This window comes from Sorangium sp. So ce590 (assembly GCF_051521365.1).
GTDB lineage: Bacteria > Myxococcota_A > Polyangia > Polyangiales > Polyangiaceae > Sorangium.
The window spans coordinates 8,419,217-8,438,157 of sequence record NZ_CP150346.1 but is presented as its reverse complement, the minus strand read 5'-3'; the positions used below and the strand labels follow the sequence as shown (position 1 = coordinate 8,438,157).

At 67.9% G+C, this 18,941-nt stretch carries 15 protein-coding genes and 2 pseudogenes; 8 read left to right on the top strand and 9 right to left on the bottom strand.

All coding sequences use genetic code 11. The features are described 5' to 3' along the window. Positions 1-260 precede the first annotated feature (260 nt). The 5 genes from WMF28_RS31850 (at position 261) to WMF28_RS31830 (ending at position 5,170) form a co-directional block, all read left to right on the top strand. Positions 261-443: a hypothetical protein gene (locus WMF28_RS31850; RefSeq protein WP_437597168.1), complete on the top strand. Its 183-nt coding sequence runs from the start codon at positions 261-263 to the stop codon at positions 441-443. Positions 444-464: 21 nt separating this feature from the next. Further along, on the top strand, positions 465-3,209 hold the full coding sequence (locus tag WMF28_RS31845) for a Kelch repeat-containing protein (protein WP_437597167.1): 2,745 nt from the start codon (positions 465-467) through the stop codon (positions 3,207-3,209). 283 nt (positions 3,210-3,492) lie between these two features. Then, a complete protein-coding gene (locus WMF28_RS31840) occupies positions 3,493-3,867 on the top strand; it encodes a hypothetical protein (RefSeq protein WP_437597166.1) in 375 nt (124 codons plus the stop codon). Between the two features lie 82 nt (positions 3,868-3,949). After that, positions 3,950-4,603 (top strand): hypothetical protein, encoded by a 654-nt coding sequence (locus WMF28_RS31835; protein WP_437597164.1) that lies wholly within the window; start codon positions 3,950-3,952, stop codon positions 4,601-4,603. Positions 4,604-4,612: 9 nt separating this feature from the next. Continuing rightward, complete coding sequence (locus tag WMF28_RS31830) at positions 4,613-5,170, top strand: dihydrofolate reductase family protein (RefSeq protein ID WP_141254428.1); 558 nt, start codon at positions 4,613-4,615, stop codon at positions 5,168-5,170. Positions 5,171-5,375: 205 nt separating this feature from the next. Here WMF28_RS31830 and WMF28_RS31825 read toward each other — a convergent pair. After that, positions 5,376-5,735 (bottom strand): annotated as a pseudogene (locus WMF28_RS31825) (SDR family NAD(P)-dependent oxidoreductase); the annotation flags it as partial. Here WMF28_RS31825 and WMF28_RS31820 point away from each other — a divergent pair. Beyond that, positions 5,733-6,128: pseudogene (locus WMF28_RS31820) on the top strand (IS66 family transposase); the annotation flags it as partial. The pseudogenes WMF28_RS31825 and WMF28_RS31820 overlap by 3 nt on opposite strands. 1,643 nt (positions 6,129-7,771) lie before the next feature. Here WMF28_RS31820 and WMF28_RS31815 read toward each other — a convergent pair. From WMF28_RS31815 to gdhA, 7 genes are all read right to left on the bottom strand, one after another. After that, positions 7,772-8,074, bottom strand: a complete 303-nt coding sequence (locus WMF28_RS31815) for a hypothetical protein (RefSeq protein WP_437597163.1) — start codon at positions 8,072-8,074, stop codon at positions 7,772-7,774. A 277-nt stretch (positions 8,075-8,351) separates the two neighbouring features. Continuing rightward, positions 8,352-9,122 (bottom strand): hypothetical protein, encoded by a 771-nt coding sequence (locus WMF28_RS31810; protein WP_437597162.1) that lies wholly within the window; start codon positions 9,120-9,122, stop codon positions 8,352-8,354. A gap of 9 nt (positions 9,123-9,131) precedes the next feature. Beyond that, a complete protein-coding gene (locus WMF28_RS31805) occupies positions 9,132-10,220 on the bottom strand; it encodes a hypothetical protein (protein WP_437597161.1) in 1,089 nt (362 codons plus the stop codon). A gap of 44 nt (positions 10,221-10,264) precedes the next feature. Next, a complete protein-coding gene (locus WMF28_RS31800; protein ID WP_437597160.1) occupies positions 10,265-10,906 on the bottom strand; it encodes a DUF6345 domain-containing protein in 642 nt (213 codons plus the stop codon). Positions 10,907-10,915: 9 nt separating this feature from the next. Further along, on the bottom strand, positions 10,916-11,092 hold the full coding sequence (locus WMF28_RS31795; protein ID WP_437597159.1) for a hypothetical protein: 177 nt from the start codon (positions 11,090-11,092) through the stop codon (positions 10,916-10,918). A gap of 530 nt (positions 11,093-11,622) precedes the next feature. Continuing rightward, a complete protein-coding gene (locus tag WMF28_RS31790; RefSeq protein WP_437597157.1) occupies positions 11,623-11,745 on the bottom strand; it encodes a hypothetical protein in 123 nt (40 codons plus the stop codon). Between the two features lie 397 nt (positions 11,746-12,142). After that, on the bottom strand, positions 12,143-13,492 hold the full coding sequence (gene gdhA / locus WMF28_RS31785; protein WP_437597156.1) for an NADP-specific glutamate dehydrogenase: 1,350 nt from the start codon (positions 13,490-13,492) through the stop codon (positions 12,143-12,145). A 1,071-nt stretch (positions 13,493-14,563) separates the two neighbouring features. On the opposite strand from gdhA, the gene WMF28_RS31780 reads away from it, so the two are divergent. Both WMF28_RS31780 and WMF28_RS31775 read left to right on the top strand, forming a co-directional pair. Beyond that, the gene (locus WMF28_RS31780) at positions 14,564-15,793 is read left to right on the top strand and encodes a flavin-dependent oxidoreductase (protein ID WP_437597155.1); all 1,230 of its coding nucleotides are present in this window, start codon (positions 14,564-14,566) and stop codon (positions 15,791-15,793) included. A gap of 344 nt (positions 15,794-16,137) precedes the next feature. Then, positions 16,138-17,544 carry a serine hydrolase gene (locus tag WMF28_RS31775; protein ID WP_437597154.1) on the top strand — a complete coding sequence of 469 codons (1,407 nt, stop codon included), beginning with the start codon at positions 16,138-16,140 and terminating at the stop codon, positions 17,542-17,544. Here the strand turns inward: WMF28_RS31775 and WMF28_RS31770 are convergent. Next, positions 17,513-18,775, bottom strand: a complete 1,263-nt coding sequence (locus WMF28_RS31770) for a GLUG motif-containing protein (protein ID WP_437597153.1) — start codon at positions 18,773-18,775, stop codon at positions 17,513-17,515. The genes WMF28_RS31775 and WMF28_RS31770 overlap by 32 nt on opposite strands. Between the last annotated feature and the right edge of the window lie 166 nt (positions 18,776-18,941).

Here is an 18,941-nt window from a genome sequence, read left to right as displayed (position 1 = left end):
TATAGCTGTACGCTACTGGCTCGTGGCGTCAGGAGGAGCGGCTGGGTCGTGACATGTCACGGAGTCAGCGTGACATGTCACGTGACATGTCACGTGACAGCATGACGCGGGCTACAGGCTCAACAGAACAATCCACCTAGCCACGGCCCGCGGTGCGCAGCGAAGGAGCGCTCCCCGGCCGCACCCACCGCGGTTGCGACGCTCGGGCGCTGCGGCGGCCCGGTCTTGGTGCTCCTGGCCGAGCGCTCCATGAGCCTGATTTGGCGCGTATCTTGCCTTATGTCCTCGACGGCGCGCTCACGCTCGACGGCTCCATCGTCGTCGCCTCCTGCGCAGAGATGGCGGCGCGGGCCACGAGCGCGGCCGCCGAGGAGTGGGGCATCCGGGTGGATCAGGGTTCTCGCCTCGCCAAGGCTGCAAGACGCCAGCCGAACGACAAATAGACCCGCGAAATGAGGACAATAGTGAGAATAGGTCTATCGACAAGAAACTTAGGGAGGAGCGCGGAACCGTCGCGGAGCCATCTGCTCTGCACGTTCCTTATGCTGCTCCTCGCTTCCGTGCTTCCCTTCGGGGCCGGTTGCGCCATGGACGCGCAGGTGGACGAGGAATCGAAGGGCGTGGACGCGCTCCGAGTCAGGTTCCCAGAGCAGGCGGCGCGCGTGCTCGAGAGCAACGACAGGTTGGTCACGCGAGGGCGGACCTTCGCGACGGAGCTGGGAACGGATATCAAGGCCGCGCTCCATCGCCGGGGCGGGCTCTCGATCGCGCTGCCGGCGAACGCGGAGGACGAGATCAGCTTCCATCTCGTCGGCGGCTTCGAGGTGCGCGTGCGCGAGCTCGGCGCGTCGGGGCCTGGCGCGACGACCGAGCGCGCGGTCGCCTACAAGCGAGAGGGCGTGACCTCCTACTGGAGCGCGACGGAGCACGGCTACGAAGAGTGGCTGCTGCTCGACGCAGGCCACGCGAAGCGCGGCGCGCCCGTCGCGGCATGGGAGGTCGCCGGAGCGACGCTGCAGCAGCAGGGCGAGGCGGTCGCGATCGTCGACGAGCGCGGCGTCGAGCGGATCCGGGTCACGGCGCCTGCGGCCTACCTGGCCGGCGGACAGCCGGTCGCGGCTCGCCTCGCCGTGAGCGGGGCGAAGATCGAGCTGACGGTGGACGCGGACGGCGAGGAGATGCTGATCGATCCGCTGTGGGTGGCGACCGGGTCGCTGAGCACATCAGCTCGTTACGGCCACACCGCGACGCGGCTCCAGAACGGCAAGGTGCTGGTGGCCGGCGGTACCAACGGCTCTGTGTACCTCAACACAGCCGAGGTGTACGATTTCACCACCAACACCTGGTGGTCGGCTGGGACCATGAGCTCGGCTCGTTACGAGCATGCCGCGACGCGGCTCGGCAACGGCGAGGTGCTGGTGACCGGCGGTTACGATAGCTCCTCGTTCTACAACACAGCCCAGGTGTACGATCCGTCGACCAACGGCTGGTCGGGGGCTGGAACGATGAGCACCGTTCGTTACGGCCATACAGCGACGACGCTCAACAACGGCAAGGCGCTCGTGATCGGCGGCAGGAACGCCGGGGGGACGACGGTCACCAGCGTCCAGACGTATGATGGGTCGACGGGTACCTGGGCGGGGGTCCTGGCGATCCCGAACGGCCGTTACGCCCACACCGCGACGCTGCTCAACACCGGTAACGTCCTGGTGGCGGGCGGTTACGACACCACCGGGTTGACCACCCAGGCCCGGCTCTACAACCCGACGACCAACACCTGGTCGCTGGCTGGAACGCTGAGCACTGCTCGCCGCTCCCATACCGCGACGCTGCTCGGCAACGGCGCGGTGCTGGTGACGGGCGGTCGAGACGCCGGCACCACGAACATCTCCACCGCCGAGATCTACGACCCGTCGACCAACACATGGTCGGCGGCCGCGACCATGCCCGGGTCGCGTTACGGTCATACCGCGACGCTGCTCGGCAACGGCACGGTGCTGGCGGCGGGCGGTCAGGGCGCCAGCGGGTACCTCTCGGTCGCCGCTATCTACGACCCGGCTGCCAATAGCTGGTACACGGAGACATCGATGAGCGCCGCGCGTTACCTCCATACCGCGACGGCGCTTGGGAGCGGCCTGGTGCTGATGACGGGCGGCCGGGGCAGCTCCGCGGCGAACGCGAGCGCCGAGCTGTACGACCCGTCGGTCCATATCTGGTCACGCACGGGGGGGATGAGCTTCAGTCGTGACGCGCATACCGCGACGCTGCTCGACAACGGCAAGGTGCTCGTCGCGGGCGGCCAGGCTTCGACGTCATTGACCGAGCTGTACGACCCGTCGACTGGCCTCTGGGCCGCGACCGGCTCGCTGAGCGCCCCGCGGTCAGCTCACACCGCGACGCTGCTCTGGGACGGCAGGGTGCTGGTGGCTGGCGGTTATAACGGATCCGGCACGGTCGCCAACACCGCCGAGGTGTACGACCCGTCGATCGGCGGCTGGACGCTGCTGGGCAGCACCCTGTCCAGCGCCCGCGAGCACCATACCGCGACGCTGCTCACCAACGGCAGGGTGCTGGTGGTGGGCGGTTATAACGGGGGCGGTTACGTCGGGCAGGCCGAGGTGTTCAACCCGGCGACCAACACCTGGTCGTCGATCGCGCCCTCCTCGGCGCGCGCTCATCATACCGCGACCCTGCTCAGCAACGGCGACGTGCTGGTGACGGGCGGGAGTAGCGGCTCCGGGAGTCTGAGCAACTGCGAGCTGTACCAGCAGTCGACGGGCCTCTGGCTGCCGGCCGGAGCCATGGTGGATGCCCGGGAGTACCATACCGCGACGCTGCTCAACAACGGCAAGGTGCTGGTGGTGGGCGGAGACCTGAGCGGGCTCGCGAGCGCTGAGCTGTATACCCCGGGGACCAACTCCTGGGCGGCGACCGGGGCGTTGAGCTTCGGTCGCCTGGCGCATACCGCGGTACAGCTCGGCAACGGCAAGGTGGTGGTGGCGGGCGGAGTTCCCGGCCTGGGCTTCTCGCCCGTGGCGAGCGCCGAGATCTATGACCCGGCGGCCGGCACCTGGTCGTCGGCCGGATCGATGACCATCGGGCGCATCTATCATACCATGACGCTGCTCAATAACGGCAAGGTGCTGGCAACGGCCGGCGTCATCCCCGGCAGCGGCGTTACCGGGAGCGCCGAGCTGTACGAGCAGTAAGGCGACACCTGGTCGCCTGGGGGGGCCGCTGGCAGCGCTCGGCCCATCGGGGCTGCGCCTCGACACCTCGCAGAAGCCGCGGCGCGTGCTCCGCGTCCGCGCGGGCACGCGCCGCGCATCGCCCTGAGCTCTGCGAGAGCCGGCCCCCCAATGCCCTTCTCCCCGCGTCGTTTCCGGGCCGCGGTCGGCGCCGGGGCTTGGCGCCGCCCGCCGATCGCCTACCATCCCTCCGCTGGCCGCCACCTTCTCCCTCGAGGGCGACACGCTCCCCGCGGACACCGCCGTGACCCGCTTCGAGGCCGTCGAGGCCATCTCCACCCCCTACACGGTCGAGGAGCGCTTCGCGACGATGGACGCCTCCTTCCGGGTCGAGGACGGCCTGCGCAGCCGCCTCTGCCTGCGTGTCGTGGACACCTCGGGCAAGGAGCGCCTCTTCGACGGCATCGTCGACCGCGCCGGATGGGACAAGCAAACGCGTTCCGCAAAGTCAAGATTCTCGGAGCCGTTCCTGACTCGTGCAGTCCGACGATACGAGCTCATTGCAGAACGGGCCTTATGCGATCAGGCAGGTCTTCCACGCCTGAAACGCCTGGGACTACCGCGACGTAGCACCAAGCGGAAGGCATCCTACCGTATAGCTGTACCCTACTGGCACTGATCGCAGATCGTGATCGGCGGGGCTCGACCCCCGGATCGCAGTCGAGTACAGGACGCGGGTGGCCGATGCCACCGACACGCCGATGACGGAGTCCCGCAGCGCCGAGCAACGCGTCGCCGAGCTCGAGGCGGCGCTCGCCGCGGAGCGCGTGGCGGTCGCGGCGCTGACCGTCGAGCGCGACACGCTGCGGCTCGCCTACCGCAACCTGCAGCACGAGCTGGAGTTGATGCGGCGCCGGCTCTTCGTCGCCAAAGCCGAGCGGCTCGATACGACCCAGCTCGAGCTCGAGTTTGCCCACAAGCTCGCGGCACTCGGCGCGCTCAACCAGCAGCTCGGACAGCCCGCTGCGTCCGCGCCGGCGGATCCAACCGAGACGGGCGGGGCGCGCCCGCCTGGCGGCAAGCGCAAGCCGACTGGGCGTCGCGACCTACGCGAGGCCGACCTCCCGGAGGAACGCATCGAGCTGACCGACCCGCTGCTCGAGGGCTCCGCCCCGAGGATCGGCTGGGAGGAGAGCTGTCAGCTCGCCTGGCGGCGCCCGAGCCACGTCCGCATGGTCATCGCCCGCGCCAAGTACCGCGACGCCGGCGCGGCGGACACTGCCGAGCCGACGATCGTGACCGCACCGCTGCCGCCGCGGATCCTGCCGCGCGCGCTCGCGACACCGTCGCTCCTGGCGCACATCCTCAGCGACAAGTTCTGCGACGGCCTGCCGTTCCATCGCCAGGAGTGTTAGACTCGCCGCATGGGACTCTTGACCTTCAGCATCAACGTCACCCTGGACGGCTGCGTCGACCACCAGGAGGGAATCGCCGACGACGAGACACACGCCTTCTTCACCCGCCTCATGGACGAGGGCGGGGCGATGCTGTGGGGCCGCGTCACCTACGAGATGATGGAGAGCTACTGGCCGGCGGTCGCCCGCGGCGACGAGGAGGCGCCGCCGGCGATGCGCGAGTGGGCGGTCAAGCTGGAGGCCAAGCCGAAGTACGTGGTGTCGTCGACGCGAAAGGACTTCCCGTGGACCAACAGCCACCACATCGCGGGCGACCTGCGCACGGGCGTGCAGAAGCTCAAGGACGCGACCCCGGCCGGCGTGCTCCTCGGTAGCGGCAAGCTCGCGACCGAGCTGGACCGGCTGGATCTGATCGACGAGTACAAGTTCCTCGTCCACCCCAGGATCGCCGGCCACGGCCCGACCCTGTACCAGAGCGGGCTGCCCAGCACGCGACGGCTCGAGCTGGTCTCGGCGAAGCCGCTCCGCAGCGGCGCGGTCGCCATGCACTACCGGCGCGCGCGCTGACTCAGAGCAGCCCCATCGCGCCCAGCTCGCGGGCCAGCGCGTCGTCGGAAGCCTTCTCGCCGCGCAACACGGCGTACCCGCTGCACGAGCCCCGTCTTGAGCATGACCGGCTGAGCGGTGCAGGGGATGGCGGATGCAGCTACGTGGAAGAGGCATGTGGCGGCCTGGCGTGCGAGCGGAGACGTCCGGCGTCCTGGTCACCACCTTCTCCGGCAACGGCTTCGACCATCGGCGTCCAGATGTAGCCAGGATGTACGGAGTTCACTCGGATGCCGTAGCCTGCCTTCGAGCAGTGCAGCGCGGCTGATTTGGTGAAGAGCCGTACATCTCCCTTGCTGGCGCTGTAGGCGGCGAGGTTCGGGTCGCCGATGATGCCTTCGATCGAGGCGACGTTGATGATCGACCCGCCGCCGCTCTCCTTCATCGCTCCGATCGCAGCCTGGGTGCCGACGAACACCGCATCCAGGTTGATCGACTGCAACCAGCGCCACTTCTCGAGCGTCTCGGTCTCGACGTTCGAGGTCGAAGCGACGCCGGCGTTGTTCACGAGGATGTCGAGCTTGCTCACGAGCTGCACCTGGGGCTCGTGCCAAGTACGCCGTTTTACGTCGCAACGCAGTACGCCATCAATCAGGAGGCAGCGTGGCGGCGCTGCTTCACGGATGGGCGCTTCGAGATCGACATCGGCGAAGTCGAACGGCGGATACGATGTGTAGCGCTTGGAAGGAAGAACTACTTGTTCGCAGGTTCGGACAAGGGAGCTGAACGCCTCGCCGTCGGCTACACGGTATTTGGCTCGTGCCCGATGCACGGAGTCAACCCGCTCGCCTGGGCGACGGACGTGATCGGCATGCTGCAGGCGGGCTGGTCGCGCGAACGGCTGGACGAGCTGCTGCCCGCCGCGTGGGCGCGAGCGTCGCTCGCGGCTCCGGCCGCTGGCGACGCCGGCGCATCCTGAACAACGCGGGCCTCGGTCTGCGACGCGGGCGAAGACCGCCTCGCCGAGCATCCTCCTACGCCCGCCTTCTCGGCCAGGGCTGGCGCGGGGCCGTGGGCCGACGCCGCCCCGCGCCCAGCATCGTCGACCTCAGCGAGACCCGCAAGGGGCCATGCCCATGGCGATGGCTTGGCGGTTACCGCGCTCAGGCCCGCCACCCTTCGACCTGACGAACTCTAGCCAGCACGCTCGAGCGCGACGGCTCGCAGCGCGCGCCAGATCGGTTCCTCCTCCTTGAGGAGGTCGTCGGCACTCTCGCTGTCGGGGTTCGAGCTGCACGACGTCGCCCGCGCGCGGCCGTTCCGCGGGCGGGCGGCTCCTCGGAGCGCGTCGTGGGGCAGGTCGCGGGGACCGCGCGCTGACGGACGAACGCCTGGGGCTGCGCACGATGCCGCCCGTGGAGCAGCGTCGCCCGCCTGCGCGGCCCGACGACCGCGCGTCTGGAGCCGTCGAGGGCGCGAGGGTAGCTGCTCCTGCCATATCGGAACCTCCGTTGTTGTGGTGTTTCGGGATCGGGACGGAGCCTGCACGAGAGCCCGTGAGGAGGCCCGAAAAGGTAATTCTGACGACCCGGTATCTCGTCGCGAGTTACCGGGATCTGGTCAGGTGTGGAAACCGCTTTGGTGACGCGCAGTTGGACCGCTTCGAGGGGGCTCCCGAGGGGCCGATTGGGGGGGGCGAAGGCGGTCGATTTGGTAATTTTGCGCGGGGTCGGCTGAGGGTCTCCGGCGAGCCGCCGACGTCCGTTTTGTCGCATACGTAGGCAAGGGCGACGCGCGGCGGGCACGACCGCGGGGCGGCCCGCGGCCGCGACGCCGGGCGAGCTGGCCCCGCTCGACGGCCGGGCCGTGGGATCGCCGGAGGGGTCACCCCGCACACCGAGGTCACGTGATCGGGCCCCAGCGAATGCCAGTCAGGTCACGGTGCCACGTGAGAACCGGCGTCCTCTTGGTCGCACGCTACATCAGACTTGAATGCCGTCGCCCTCGCCAGGAGCCGACTCTTGTACTGTGCTTTAAAGCTCTTTGAAGTTGAACGGAAAATGAAGGCTTCGCTCTGGCAGGTTTGTGGTTCGGTGCTTTTGTAGACGTATGAGCTCGCGGCGCTGGTACGAGCTCGCGTGCGGAGTTGTCCGCGCGCCGAGCCACGTCCTGGAAGAGTGTTTTCAGATGAACAAGCAGACCCGGTGCCACCTGCGCGCGATCGCACGGCTGCACCCCGAGATCGGCAACCTGTGTGATCAGCTTGAAGCGTCCTGGAACGCCGTGCGAAGGATCGCGCACGCGCCGGGGGCGGCGGCGCAGTGGGAGCGCGCGGAGCAGGTGCTCGGTGAGCTCGTGGAGAAGCGCCGGGCGACGGCGCCGCGCCGGTCGAGGCTGGAGGCTGCGCGCCTGGAGGCGCTGAAGCGAATGGGACCACCGATGGAGGGGGGAGGAAAACTTGAAAGCAGCATGCGAGCCGCGTGGGAGGCGGCGGAGCGCGGGACGCCTGCGAGGGTGCCCGACGTAGCACCAAGCGGAAGGCATCCTACCGTATAGCTGTACCCTGCTGAGCTGGGCGGGACCGGCCACGCCCGCGGGGGCGGCGCCGGTCGGTGCGCGCGCTCACTCGGGGATCGATTGACAGGGGGATATCAGCGTCGGCTCACCGACTTTCAGCGAAGCTCCGTCATGCTCGACCAGCAGATAGCTGATCTGTCGACCACAGGTGTTATACTCCGCGAGGTCGATCACGACCTCCTCCGAGGCCCCGCTGCCCTTCAGGGTCAGGGTCAGCGTGACGGTGCTGTCCGTCGGGCTCGGCAGGATGCCGTACGAGCAGAGATACCGCGCCGGGAGCGACGTCGGGCACCCTCGCAGGCGGGCTTCGCGCTCCCCCGAGCGGTCTCCCTCCGCCAGGACGACCACGTCGAGCTCCGCCTCTGGCGTCGAGCCGCTGATCCCGAGGATGAGCCTCGGCCAGATGTCGCGCTCACATCCGCCATTGCAGCGGCTCGACCCTCCCGCGGAGCCGTCTCCCTCCGACGGACCCGCGCCGCAACCGACGACCAAAACGCAAGCAATGGCACTCCACCCAATTTTCATGCTCACCTGACGCGTGGTTAGGGTCTTCTTCAGCGCTTGGCAGTACCGGCACAAGGAGCAAGCGAAGACGGTCCGCCAAGGCCTCACGCTCACCCGACTCTCAGTTACCATCCTTCAGCGCTCGGCAGTACCTGGCCAGCCCCGGATCAGTGAAGCTGCACATGTCTGGGCATTGCTGGGCTACCGCGTTCAACCGGACCTGCGGTCCCGCGCCCGAACCGGCGTCGCGCAGGCAGCAGTCCTGTCCTGGCACATCCGGTGTGCAGGTGACCGTCGTGCCGTCTTCCCTGCCGCACTCGCATTGATGGACAGACATGCTCCCGTCGCCGCTCCCTCCCCCGGAGCAGCCGAGGCTCTGCATGGGCTGGTCCGGGAACGAGGCGGATATGTCCATCACCATCGGCCGCCCCTCCGCCCATTCCTCCAGGTCCAGCGGGACGTCCGCCAGCGTGACCGTCCCCGAAAGCGCCGTGTAGACCCGCCTCTTCTCCCAGCCGCGCACATCGATCAAGCGCACGAGCGCGCTGTCCCTGTGCTCAGGCAAGCCGTCCCCTCCGCTCATCTGCGGGACGATGTTGAAGGCGCCGGAGCGCGCGCTGTTCGCCGTGACGGATAGATACCAGAAGTCCCCCTTGTTGGTCTCCGATCCAGAGTACAAGCTGCACGGCGCATCGATCCCCCCCTGATGAACGGCAGCGCGCACGATCGCTCCGTCCGGCGGATCGGCCCTGTAGGAGAGGGAGAAGGTCGCCGACTCGCCATCGAGCGACGCAAGCACCTGCTTCCAGTCTCCCTGCGGCGTTTCAGCACCACCGCAGCCGGCCAAACAGCCATAGATAACCATACCCGCCGCCGTCCACCCATTCTTCATGAGGTCACCCTAACGCGGAGACTGGTCGGGGAGAAGGGCCTCGGAGATCTCCGAGACCGCGCACACGTCCCCGTGTTTCCTGAGCGCCTGAGCGTGAGGCCAGGCCGCATCCTCCAGCACATGAACCCCCACCGGGATGGCGTCGGAGATCGCCGTGACCACGGCTCCGCTCTCCGGAGCCGCGCGGTCCGCGGCGACCTCCTGGACCTGCCGCCGGCCGACGTAGTGCACGACGCATGCAGCCTGGATCGGCGCGGCCACGTCTCGCTTCCTCTTCGCTCCCCGATCGAAGTACCCGCACTCGAACCGCTTGACCTCGACCTCCGACGCTCCGAAGCGCATGGACGCGAGAGCGGACATGCGCTCGTTGATGACCGACATGTCGTGCACGTCCTGCCGCTCGCCGAGCGCGGCGTACTCAGGCCAGTCGTAGGAGAACGCCACCGGGGTGCGATCGTTGGCAAACGTCACCGCGATCTTCGAGCCGGCGCCGAGGACGGCGATCCCGTTCACCGTGCGCCCGAAGACGATGGTGTTGGCCACGACGTTCTCGTACTGCTTGGGCCCCGCGCCCTCGCCGCCTCCGTGGACCTCGTACTCGCTCTTCAGCGGGACAAGCTCCTCGCCAGCCTTCGTCGTGACCAGGCCCCCGAGCGTCTTCGAAATGAAGCTCTTGCCGATTTGCTCGAGCTCCTCGTGCGAGATACGGTCCTTCACCGCCACTTTGCCCGCCGCCGCCTGCTCCAGATAACCGCGGTTGTCGAACTCCACCCTGGTGCCATCCTCCCTCACTCGAATGGACCACCCGCTCGTCGAGGTGACCTGCAGGCGGCCCCCGTCGACGTTCTGGCGCTCGCTCCCCTCCGCGAGCCGCAGGACGCCGGCCGGCGCTCGCAGCCGGGACGTCACGAGGCTCGCCACTTCAGCATTGCCCCTGCCGGGCAGGCGCCGCAGCAACTCCACCGTCTTGGCGCCGAGCCCGCTCGCGCGCGAACGAGCCCCGAGCTCCGCCCGGTACGCGCTCTCACGAGCTTGAGCGCCGGACGACAGCGCCGCGATTGACGCGACCAGGGCCGCGACCACTGACCTTTTCATCATTTGTCGATTCACTGTAGCTCCTCCTCTAGACCAGCCGACGTCAATCAAACATCTTCCCAGGCCACGTAGCACCAGTGGGTCACGTCCCCGTCCCTTCGCCTCGGGAAAGACGTGTAGTTGTTCCACGTCATGCCGTCGCGACGAGACTCGCAGTCCGCGAGGCTATTGCCGAAGGAAACGGCGGCGGCGTCGTTATCGAAGTGCCAGTCGCTCAGCGCGTCCTTCCACGCGTTCCTGAGGGACTGGACGCCCTGGATGTTGTCAGCGAAATCCTCTCCGACTTCGTCGGTCGTATCGGAGTTCCAGACTTCGTCATGGCTGCCCAGAATGATGCGCAGCCCGCCCTTCATCGCCACGTTCCAGCGTTGCCACGTGCGGTCATCCGAGTACTTCAAGGTCTCGCAGGCGTACGAGGCGAAGATGCTCAGGCCAACCCCCTCGTTCCCCCATCGCAGGTTCGTCGAGTGCACGAGATCGCCGTCGTCCCACATCGTGTAGACCGCGGAGTCGAACCAGCCGCCGCCGTGGGTATTGGCGAACATGAGGTCCACGTCTTCGACGAAGACCTGGTCCGACGCCCCCTCCCAGAATGGCTTCGCGCCGTGGAGGTTCCAGTAAAAGACCTTGGTATCGGTATCGTCGAGCTCGTCGTTGAACGCGGAGCAGCGATCCCACGCGTCAATCACCTCGTCCTGTCAACCGTTCTCGAAGGTCTCCTGGCAATACGTGCCGAACCGCTTTGCACTGACAGACGCCTGCGGCTCCTCGTCCAGCTCCTCCGGTGCCCCGACCGCCTCGACGGTGCATCCGGCCGCGGCGAGCAGCGATAGACCAAGAAATCTAGATATCAACTTCCACGATGCCTGTGTCATTTCACCACCTCGATCCAATCCAGCTGATCCAAGGACAAACGCAGCCGCCGTGGAGGCCGGGCGCGCCGGCACAGCCCATCTGAGGCATGCGCCAGAAGGCGCGCCGTCTCTCCGCGTCCCCAGGAGCGAGACAGCGACGGCGTTCCGGATGGAACATTGCAAGCGGCTTGCCATCGCCACACGCCGTGCGAAGTCCTCGTCCGGCAGATCGGCTCTCGTGAAGAAAAACCTCGCCGGCACCGGCAAAGCCGCGATCCGGACGCGAACGTCCCACGCTACGAAGCGAGGATCTCACGCGGCGTGAGCACGAGGAGCGGCGCGGTGAGCGTCTCGCGCGCGGGACATGTCACGGCGGACGGCCTGCGAGCCCCCCGGGGGAGCGCCCCTCCGCCGTCGCCCGCGCTACCGTGCAGGCTCCGCGCTCACTGTGGATCCAGGCCGCTGCAAGCGCCCCGCAGCGAGGCGAAGCGCATGGAGGCACGCGAGCGCGCTGCCCCCTCGATCGGACGCGCTGAACCGGACGTACGGAACTAGAGCAGCGAGATCCGCTTCATCAGCGTGCCGCACAGATCGCTCTGCGGGTTGCGCTCGCGCTCGATCTTGAGGCCGGCGCGGAAGATCTTGTCGGCGCTCTCGGCGGATAGGACAAGCAAACGCGTTCCGCAAAGTCAAGATTCTCGGAGCCGTTCCTGACTCGTGCAGTCCGACGATACGAGCTCATTGCAGAACGGGCCTTATGCGATCAGGCAGGTCTTCCACGCCTGAAACGCCTGGGATTACCGCGACGTAGCACAAAGCGGAAGGCATCCTACCGTATAGCTGTACCCTACTGAGCCCAGCACGCCGGCGCTGAGCACCACCCCCCCCGCGCCCGGAGCCGGCGGCGCCGCTCGTTGAGCAGCGCGGTGGAGCGCTCCAGTAGCCCTTCTCGGTGAGGCGCAGCGCGGAGACGCTGCCCCCGAAGCCGGAGCCCACGATCGCGAAGTCGACGTGGTGGTGAATCCCAGCTGGCCGCCTCGTGCGCGGTTTTCTTTCGCTCGCGGCCCGCCGTCAGGTCACGCCGAGCGCGATCATGGCGCGCGCGACCCGCAGGAACCCCGCGACGTTCGCGCCCACCACATAGTTGCCCGACACGCCGAGCTCCTCCGCCGTGTCGTAGCACGTGCGATGGATGTTCGTCATGATCTCGGCGAGCCGCTTTTCGGTGTGCTCGAACGACCACGAGTCGCGGCTCGCGTTCTGCTGCATCTCGAGCGCCGAGGTCGCCACGCCGCCGGCGTTCGCCGCCTTGCCGGGGCCGAACGCCACCCCGGACTCGAGGAAGACGCGCACGCCGTCGGGCGTGGTGGGCATGTTCGCGCCCTCGGCGACGGCGCGGCATCCGTTCTTCACCAGCATCGCCGCGTCGCGCGCGTTCAGCTCGTTCTGCGTCGCGCAGGGGAGGGCGATCTGGCACGGCACCTCCCAGACATTGCCGCCCGGCACGAAGCGCGAGCGCCGGCCGCGCCGCGTCGCGTACTCGCTGATGCGAGCGCGTTCGACCTCCTTCACCTGCTTGAGCAGCGCGAGATCGATGCCGTCGGGGTCGTGCACGTAGCCGCTCGAGTCCGAGCACGCAACGACGTGGGCCCCGAGCTGCTCCAGCTTCTGGGTCGCGTAGAGCGCGACGTTGCCCGAGCCCGACACCACGCACGTCTTGTCCGTGAGCTTCTCGCCGCGCACCCGCAGCATGTCGGCGACGAAGTAGACGGCGCCAAAGCCGGTCGCCTCCTTGCGCACCAGCGAGCCGCCCCACGCGAGGCCCTTGCCGGTGAGCACGCTCGACTCGTAGCGGTTCGTGAGGCGCTTGTACTGCCCGAACATGTACCCGAGCTCGCGCTCGCCCACGCCGATGTCGCCCGCTGGCACGTCGGTGTACTCGCCGAGGTGGCGGTGGAGCTCGGTCATGAAGCTCTGGCAGAAGCGCATGATCTCGCCTTCGGACCTCCCCTTGGGGTCGAAGTCCGCGCCGCCCTTGCCGCCGCCGATCGGCATCCCGGTGAGCGCGTTCTTGAAGACCTGCTCGAAGCCGAGGAACTTGATGGTCCCGAGGTAGACCGTCGGGTGGAAGCGGAGGCCGCCCTTGTAGGGACCGAGCGCGCTGTTCACCTGCACACGGAAGCCGCGGTTCAGCTGCACCTCGCCGCGGTCGTCGACCCACGGCACGCGGAAGATCACCTGGCGCTCGGGCTCACAGATGCGCTCGATGATCTTGTGCCGCGTCAGCTCGGGATGCTTGGAGAACACCGGGCCGAGGGACTCGAGGACCTCACGGACCGCCTGGTGGAACTCCGATTCGCCGGGGTTGCGGCGAACGATCTGCTCGAAGAGTGGCTCAACTTTCTCGTCCAAATGCACCATGTCGAGGGGGGTATACACCGGCGCGGCGCGCGGTGCAGTCATCGTCGCCATCGCCCCCGTTTATTCGGAGTATGCAGCCCGCCCACCTGGGTAGTATCGGTGTTAAATTGTTAATGCAGTGTAATTTTCAGGAGGGAGGCGGACCGCAAAGGGACCTTCTGTCACCTGACGCGGGCGTGGCGGTTCGCCCTTGACATCGCATGGCGTCGAGAATTGTTGAGAGCATTGGTGACCGAGCTTACGGCGCTCAGGCGAGAGGGGCGGTGACGGCCCAAGCCGCGGCGACCTTCGAGCTCTGCTTCGGCGAAACCGCCCCGCACGGCCTCATCGCAAGATGCGCTAACGAGGCTGCGCTGCGAGGCGGAGGCTCCGCTGCCCGCTGCGCGCGAAGCCCTGAAGGCGACTCTTCCTGCTCGTCCCGTCGGTGACGTCCAGCAGGAGGAGGGCGGCAGCGCCAGACGGTATGTCCGTGATCGGGACGGTGAGCGTCGGCTCGCCAGACCAGGGTCACGTCGCCTGCGGCCGGTGCCGAGAGCAGCTATCGCCGGTCGGTCGTCCGCTGGGACGCGCCGGCGTCGACGCCGCAGCCGGCCACGAGGAGGCTCGCCGCTCCAGCACACGCAGGCTTCAAGACCTTCGTCATGGTGCTCATTCAAAAGTCCTCCGTGACAATAGATTCCGTGAGCCGGTCCGGGCCACGTCGCGCATGAGGCTGCGGGCAGGAGTCCCCACGCTCACGAATGATGTACACGATGCGAGGTCGGGCGTGGTTTACCGCGAACCTCCGGGGAGATTAGCCGGACATCCTCGCGCAGACCACGGCTTCGCGTCAATCAAAATGCACGTTTTGGCCCGCGGTTTCGCGGTTGCAGCAGAGCGCAGCAGGTCACCGTGGATCGCAACGGATCGTCATGACATATTGGGGCTCAGCACGGATGCTCGAACACGAGGATGGGTATCTCGATGCTCGGGGGCCGCGATGATGACCCTCCGCGGCCGCCGTGCCGGCGCTCGAGAGGGCGGCGGCTCCAACAAGGGGCGGCGTCGAGCCGCATGTCTACGGGAGGACTTATGCAAGTGATCGTCGCGGGCGCCGGGATCGGCGGCCTGGCCGTGGCTCTGGCGCTGCACGCCTCGGACCATGAAGTGACAGTGTTCGAGGCGGCGTCCAGCATCCTGCCGCTCGGGGTCGGCATCAACCTCCTGCCCAACGCCGTCGAGGTGCTGGACGAGCTGGGCCTGGCCGAGGCCCTGCTGGCCCACGGGGTGGCGACCCGCGAGATTGTCTATTTCAACCGCTTCGGCCAGCGCATCTGGGGCGAGCCGCGCGGCCGCTTCGCCGGGCATGCCGCGCCGCAGATCTCCCTGCACCGCGGCGCCCTGCAGGGCGTGCTGCTCGACGCCGCCGTCGAGCGGCTGGGCCCTGACCGGGTGATTTGCGACCGGCGCTTCTCGGGCCACGAGGAGGGCGGAGGCCGCGTCGTGGCGCTCTTCCGCGAGCGCGCGGGCGCGGCGTGGCAGGTTCCCGCCGACCTCCTGATCTGCGCCGACGGCATCCACTCGGCGGCGCGCGCCGGCCTCTATCCGGACGAGGGGCCGCCGATCTACGGCGGTCGCCTCCTGTGGCGGGCGACCAGCCTGGCGGCGCCCTTCCTCACCGGCGCCAGCATGATCATTGCCGGGCATCAGGACCAGAAGTTCGTCGCCTATCCGATTTCCCCACCGGAGCCGGACGGCCGCCAGAGGATCAACTGGGCCACCGATCTCGCGGTCGCCAGGAACCTGCGACGGGAGGACTGGAACCGGCCGGGCGACCCGGCCGACTTCCTGCCCAGGTTCGAGGACTGGCGCTTCGGCTGGCTGGATGTGCCCGGCCTGATCCGGGACGCCGAGGCGATCTACGAGTTCCCGCTGGTTGACCGCGATCCCCTACCGCGCTGGAGCCATGGGCGCATGACGCTGCTGGGCGACGCCGCCCATCCCATGTATCCGAACGGCTCCAACGGGGCTACCCAGGCCATCCTGGACGCCCGCGCCCTGGTCCGCGCGCTCGCCGCCCATGCCGATCCGGTGGAAGCGCTGGCCGCCTACGAGGCCGAGCGCCTGCCCGCCACCGCCGCCATCGTCGCGGCCAATCGCCGCAACGGTCCGGAGCAGTGCCTGCAGATCGCCTACGAGCGCGCGCCCGGCGGCTTCGACCGTATCGAGGACGTCTTCGCCCCCGGCGAGCTGGAGGCCATCTCCGCCCGCTACAAGGTGCTGAGCGGCCTGCAGCGCGCCTCGGAGCCCCTCGGGCGCTGACAGGAGCCCACGGCGCGCTCGCGGATCTCGCCCAGCTCCCGCGCAAGCCCGTGCCCCACGACCCCTGAAGCGCCGTCCGTGCGCAGCACCAGCGTTTGCGCGAGGGCACGGCAACGACGTCCGTCCCTGGTCACGTCGGCGGCTGTCCGCCCGTGGTTGCGCGCGTTCGCCGATGACAGCTCGGTGGCGCAAGCGAAGATTCTCCGTTGCAGCGCGTCGGCCCGCGATGAGGCGGCGCAGCGGCGGCTCCGGGAGATCTCCGAGCGCCTGACCGGCGTCACCCGGCCCGTCTGACCAGGCCGAATCGGGTAACTCGATCGGGCGGATCTTGTTACGGTGACCGGATGCCTTCTCAGCGCACCTTGCTGCCGCGGTCGGCGCCGGCTGCCTCGGGGATGTCGTCCCGTTCGATCGCCGCGCTGCTGGACCGGCTCGAAGCGCAATCCATCGAGTGTCACTCCCTCATGGTCGTACGCCACGGGCACGTCGTCGCCGAAGGCTGGTGGGCGCCGTACTCGGCCGAACGCCCGCACCTTCTCTACTCGCTGACCAAGTCGTTCACCTCGGTCGCCGTGGGGCTCGCGATCGCCGACGGGCTGCTCTCGCTGGACGACAGGGGGGTGGACGTGTTGCCCGACCACGTTCCGGCCGGCATCTCGGAGCAGGGGCGCCGCCTCACCGTTCACCACCTCCCCTTGCCCCCAGCTCGGGCTCGGCTGCTCGGGCGACACGAAGAGGTCGACCGTGACCTTGTTGCCGATCGTGAGCCCCACGAGCTGCTCCGGGGTCAAGCTGCTCCCCATCGCGGTGAGCTTCGCCTGGATGCTGTTCCTGAAGGCCGTCGGCGCGGTGGTGAACTTGTTCAGGTAGTTGTTGTGGAGCGGGATCATCAGGCTCTCGCCCGCCTCGTGCTCGCTGGGCACGGCCGCCCCGTAGGCGAAGCGGTCGATGTCGTCCGCGGCCGCGAGCCGCTCCACCACGCCCGGGAAGAACGTGCCCTGGAAGCTGGTGACGCGCGGATCGCCCGACGCGCTCGTGAACAGCTTCCCGGCCCGGTTGTCCGACACGAACGAAGGCACGACGAGCAGCCAGCCGCCGGTCGGACCGGCGTGCGCGGTCTCGAACTGCCGGAGCGTCCAGGAGCTCAGCGGGAGGCCACCCGGCCTCACGAACTCGTTGGTGCGTATCTGGCCCCCCTCGGGGCCGTAGTGATCGATGTGAACGACGGGCTCGAACCCGCTCAGGCCATCGAAGTAGAAGTCGCGCAGCTCCGCCGCCCTCGTCGCCGGGCTCTTCGCGGGGTCGGACTGGTCGAGCCAGAACTGGACGACCGGGAGGCCCCCGAGCCGCCCCTGGCTCGGGGTCGGGTTGGGGAGCTGGGCCTCGAAGATGATGAAGTTGCGGTCCAGGCCGTTGGTGATGCCCGACCTCTTCGCGAAGACGATGCGGTACTCGCCGCAATGGGCGCCGTCCGGCGGCGCGAGGTCGAAGCGGTTCGCCAGGGTCGTGGCCATGTACGCGCTGTCGCTGCTCGGGTCGGCGAACGGATCGCTGTCGATGTCGTCCGCGGAAGCGGGGGAGGACCAGAGCCGTGGGGATCACCCTTCGTTCGGTTGCGCGTCGCGGTGAAGACGAGTGGGACGAGGGGAGGCTGCGCGGGGTGCTTGCCGAAACGAGCAAGGCGGCGTGATCGCCGCCCTGCTCGCGCCGGTTCGGCTGTTACTTGGGTTGAATGGACCAAGGAATGTTGAGGAGCGTGGCGTACTCCGAGGCCGAGTTCAGGGCCCAGGCGCTGAAGTTCCAGGTGCCATCGCTGCCCGCTGGGTAGGACGGATCACTCGGTGGCAGCTGGCTACCGAAAATATAAGGATAGTAGAAAGGGTCCGGCGCAGGCTTGGGGGCGCGCAGCACGCTCTCGCTGAGCCCTGCTTGGCAGGCGGTGCTGTCGGGGCGCACCGTGCCGCCATCGGTGGTCGTGTTGTAGAGAACACCCCTGCAATCGCCAATGGCGTTCGTGGTGTCGTAGTAGCCGATGGCGCCGGTGCGGTTGGGGACGTTGTTCACCGTGACCACTGCGTGCGTCACGCCTGAGCGCAGCCAGGAGACCTCCCAGTCATCGACGAAGTAGATGGCGCCAACCACGCCCCCCGAGTAGTCGCCGAGGACGGCGCCGGTGCTGAGGACATCCTCAAAACGGCCAGCTATAAGCTCTCCGACGATACCACCGGCAGCGATCGTCGCTGGACTGCCAAAGGTGGGACTGATTGTCACGTCGGCGAAAGCCTCGCGGATATGGGGGGGCTGGCCTCCGTTGCTGTAACCGGTCCCGTCCGCCTTCCCCACGATGCCGCCCGCGCTCTGGACGAGGCCATTCACGGTGCCTTGGGCCCAGCTGCGGTCGATCAGGGTATCGATGCCAATTCTTCCGACGAGCAGGCCGGCGCTCGCGCGCGCACTCATGCCAGCGGTGCCAGTGACGGTGCCAGTGACGGAGCTGTCCTTGATGGTCGTTCTGCTCGCCCAGCCCACGAGCCCACCCACGGCCTCCTGGCCGGTCGCCGACACGTTGGTGAGCTTGACGTTCCGGATCTCGGAGTCATCCGTGCCCGCGAAGAGGCCTGTCCCGAAGACGCCGGATTTGATCTTGAGGTCACTGATCGTGTAGCCGTTGCCGTCGAAGGTGCCGCTGAACCAAAAGGCACTTTGCTCGCCGATGGGCTCGAACTCTTGCCCGGCGGTCTGCGTTGCAGACGCGTCGATGTTCGCTGCGAGCTCGTAGTCACCGGTGGTGCCCATGGCGCGCAGGTCGGCGAGGCTGGCGATGCTGATGACGAGCCTTTGCTCATGCGAGCGGACGTCTTCCTCTTCTTCGAAGAGCTGCGCGTCTTCAGGTGTGAGCGTGCAAGCGGAGGCGCCTAAGCTCACCGCCGCTATCCCGAAGGCGAGCCAGAGTTTCTTGAGTTCGTTGTGATGAATTTTCATGGTTTTCTCGATTGATGAGGCAAGCCTTGGGCTCGAAGGCAGGCGCCTTTGATCACCAGTTTCGCCTTCACCCGCTGCCGCTCCGCCAAATCTGGCGCAATCTACAGGGGCGCTTAGGCGTCGTCAAAGCTTTCCAGGCAGAGCGGCAATCGGGGGGCTGTCTCCC

Coding starts and splice junctions, on each gene's coding strand:
- WMF28_RS31835 (WP_437597164.1), top strand. CDS start 3,950: ATGACGGAGTCCCGCAGCGCCGAGCAACGCGTCGCCGAGCTCGAGGCG.
- WMF28_RS31830 (WP_141254428.1), top strand. CDS start 4,613: ATGGGACTCTTGACCTTCAGCATCAACGTCACCCTGGACGGCTGCGTC.
- WMF28_RS31810 (WP_437597162.1), bottom strand. CDS start 9,122: ATGAAGAATGGGTGGACGGCGGCGGGTATGGTTATCTATGGCTGTTTG.
- WMF28_RS31805 (WP_437597161.1), bottom strand. CDS start 10,220: ATGATGAAAAGGTCAGTGGTCGCGGCCCTGGTCGCGTCAATCGCGGCG.
- WMF28_RS31795 (WP_437597159.1), bottom strand. CDS start 11,092: ATGACACAGGCATCGTGGAAGTTGATATCTAGATTTCTTGGTCTATCG.
- gdhA (WP_437597156.1), bottom strand. CDS start 13,492: ATGGTGCATTTGGACGAGAAAGTTGAGCCACTCTTCGAGCAGATCGTT.
- WMF28_RS31780 (WP_437597155.1), top strand. CDS start 14,564: ATGCAAGTGATCGTCGCGGGCGCCGGGATCGGCGGCCTGGCCGTGGCT.
- WMF28_RS31775 (WP_437597154.1), top strand. CDS start 16,138: ATGCCTTCTCAGCGCACCTTGCTGCCGCGGTCGGCGCCGGCTGCCTCG.
- WMF28_RS31770 (WP_437597153.1), bottom strand. CDS start 18,775: ATGAAAATTCATCACAACGAACTCAAGAAACTCTGGCTCGCCTTCGGG.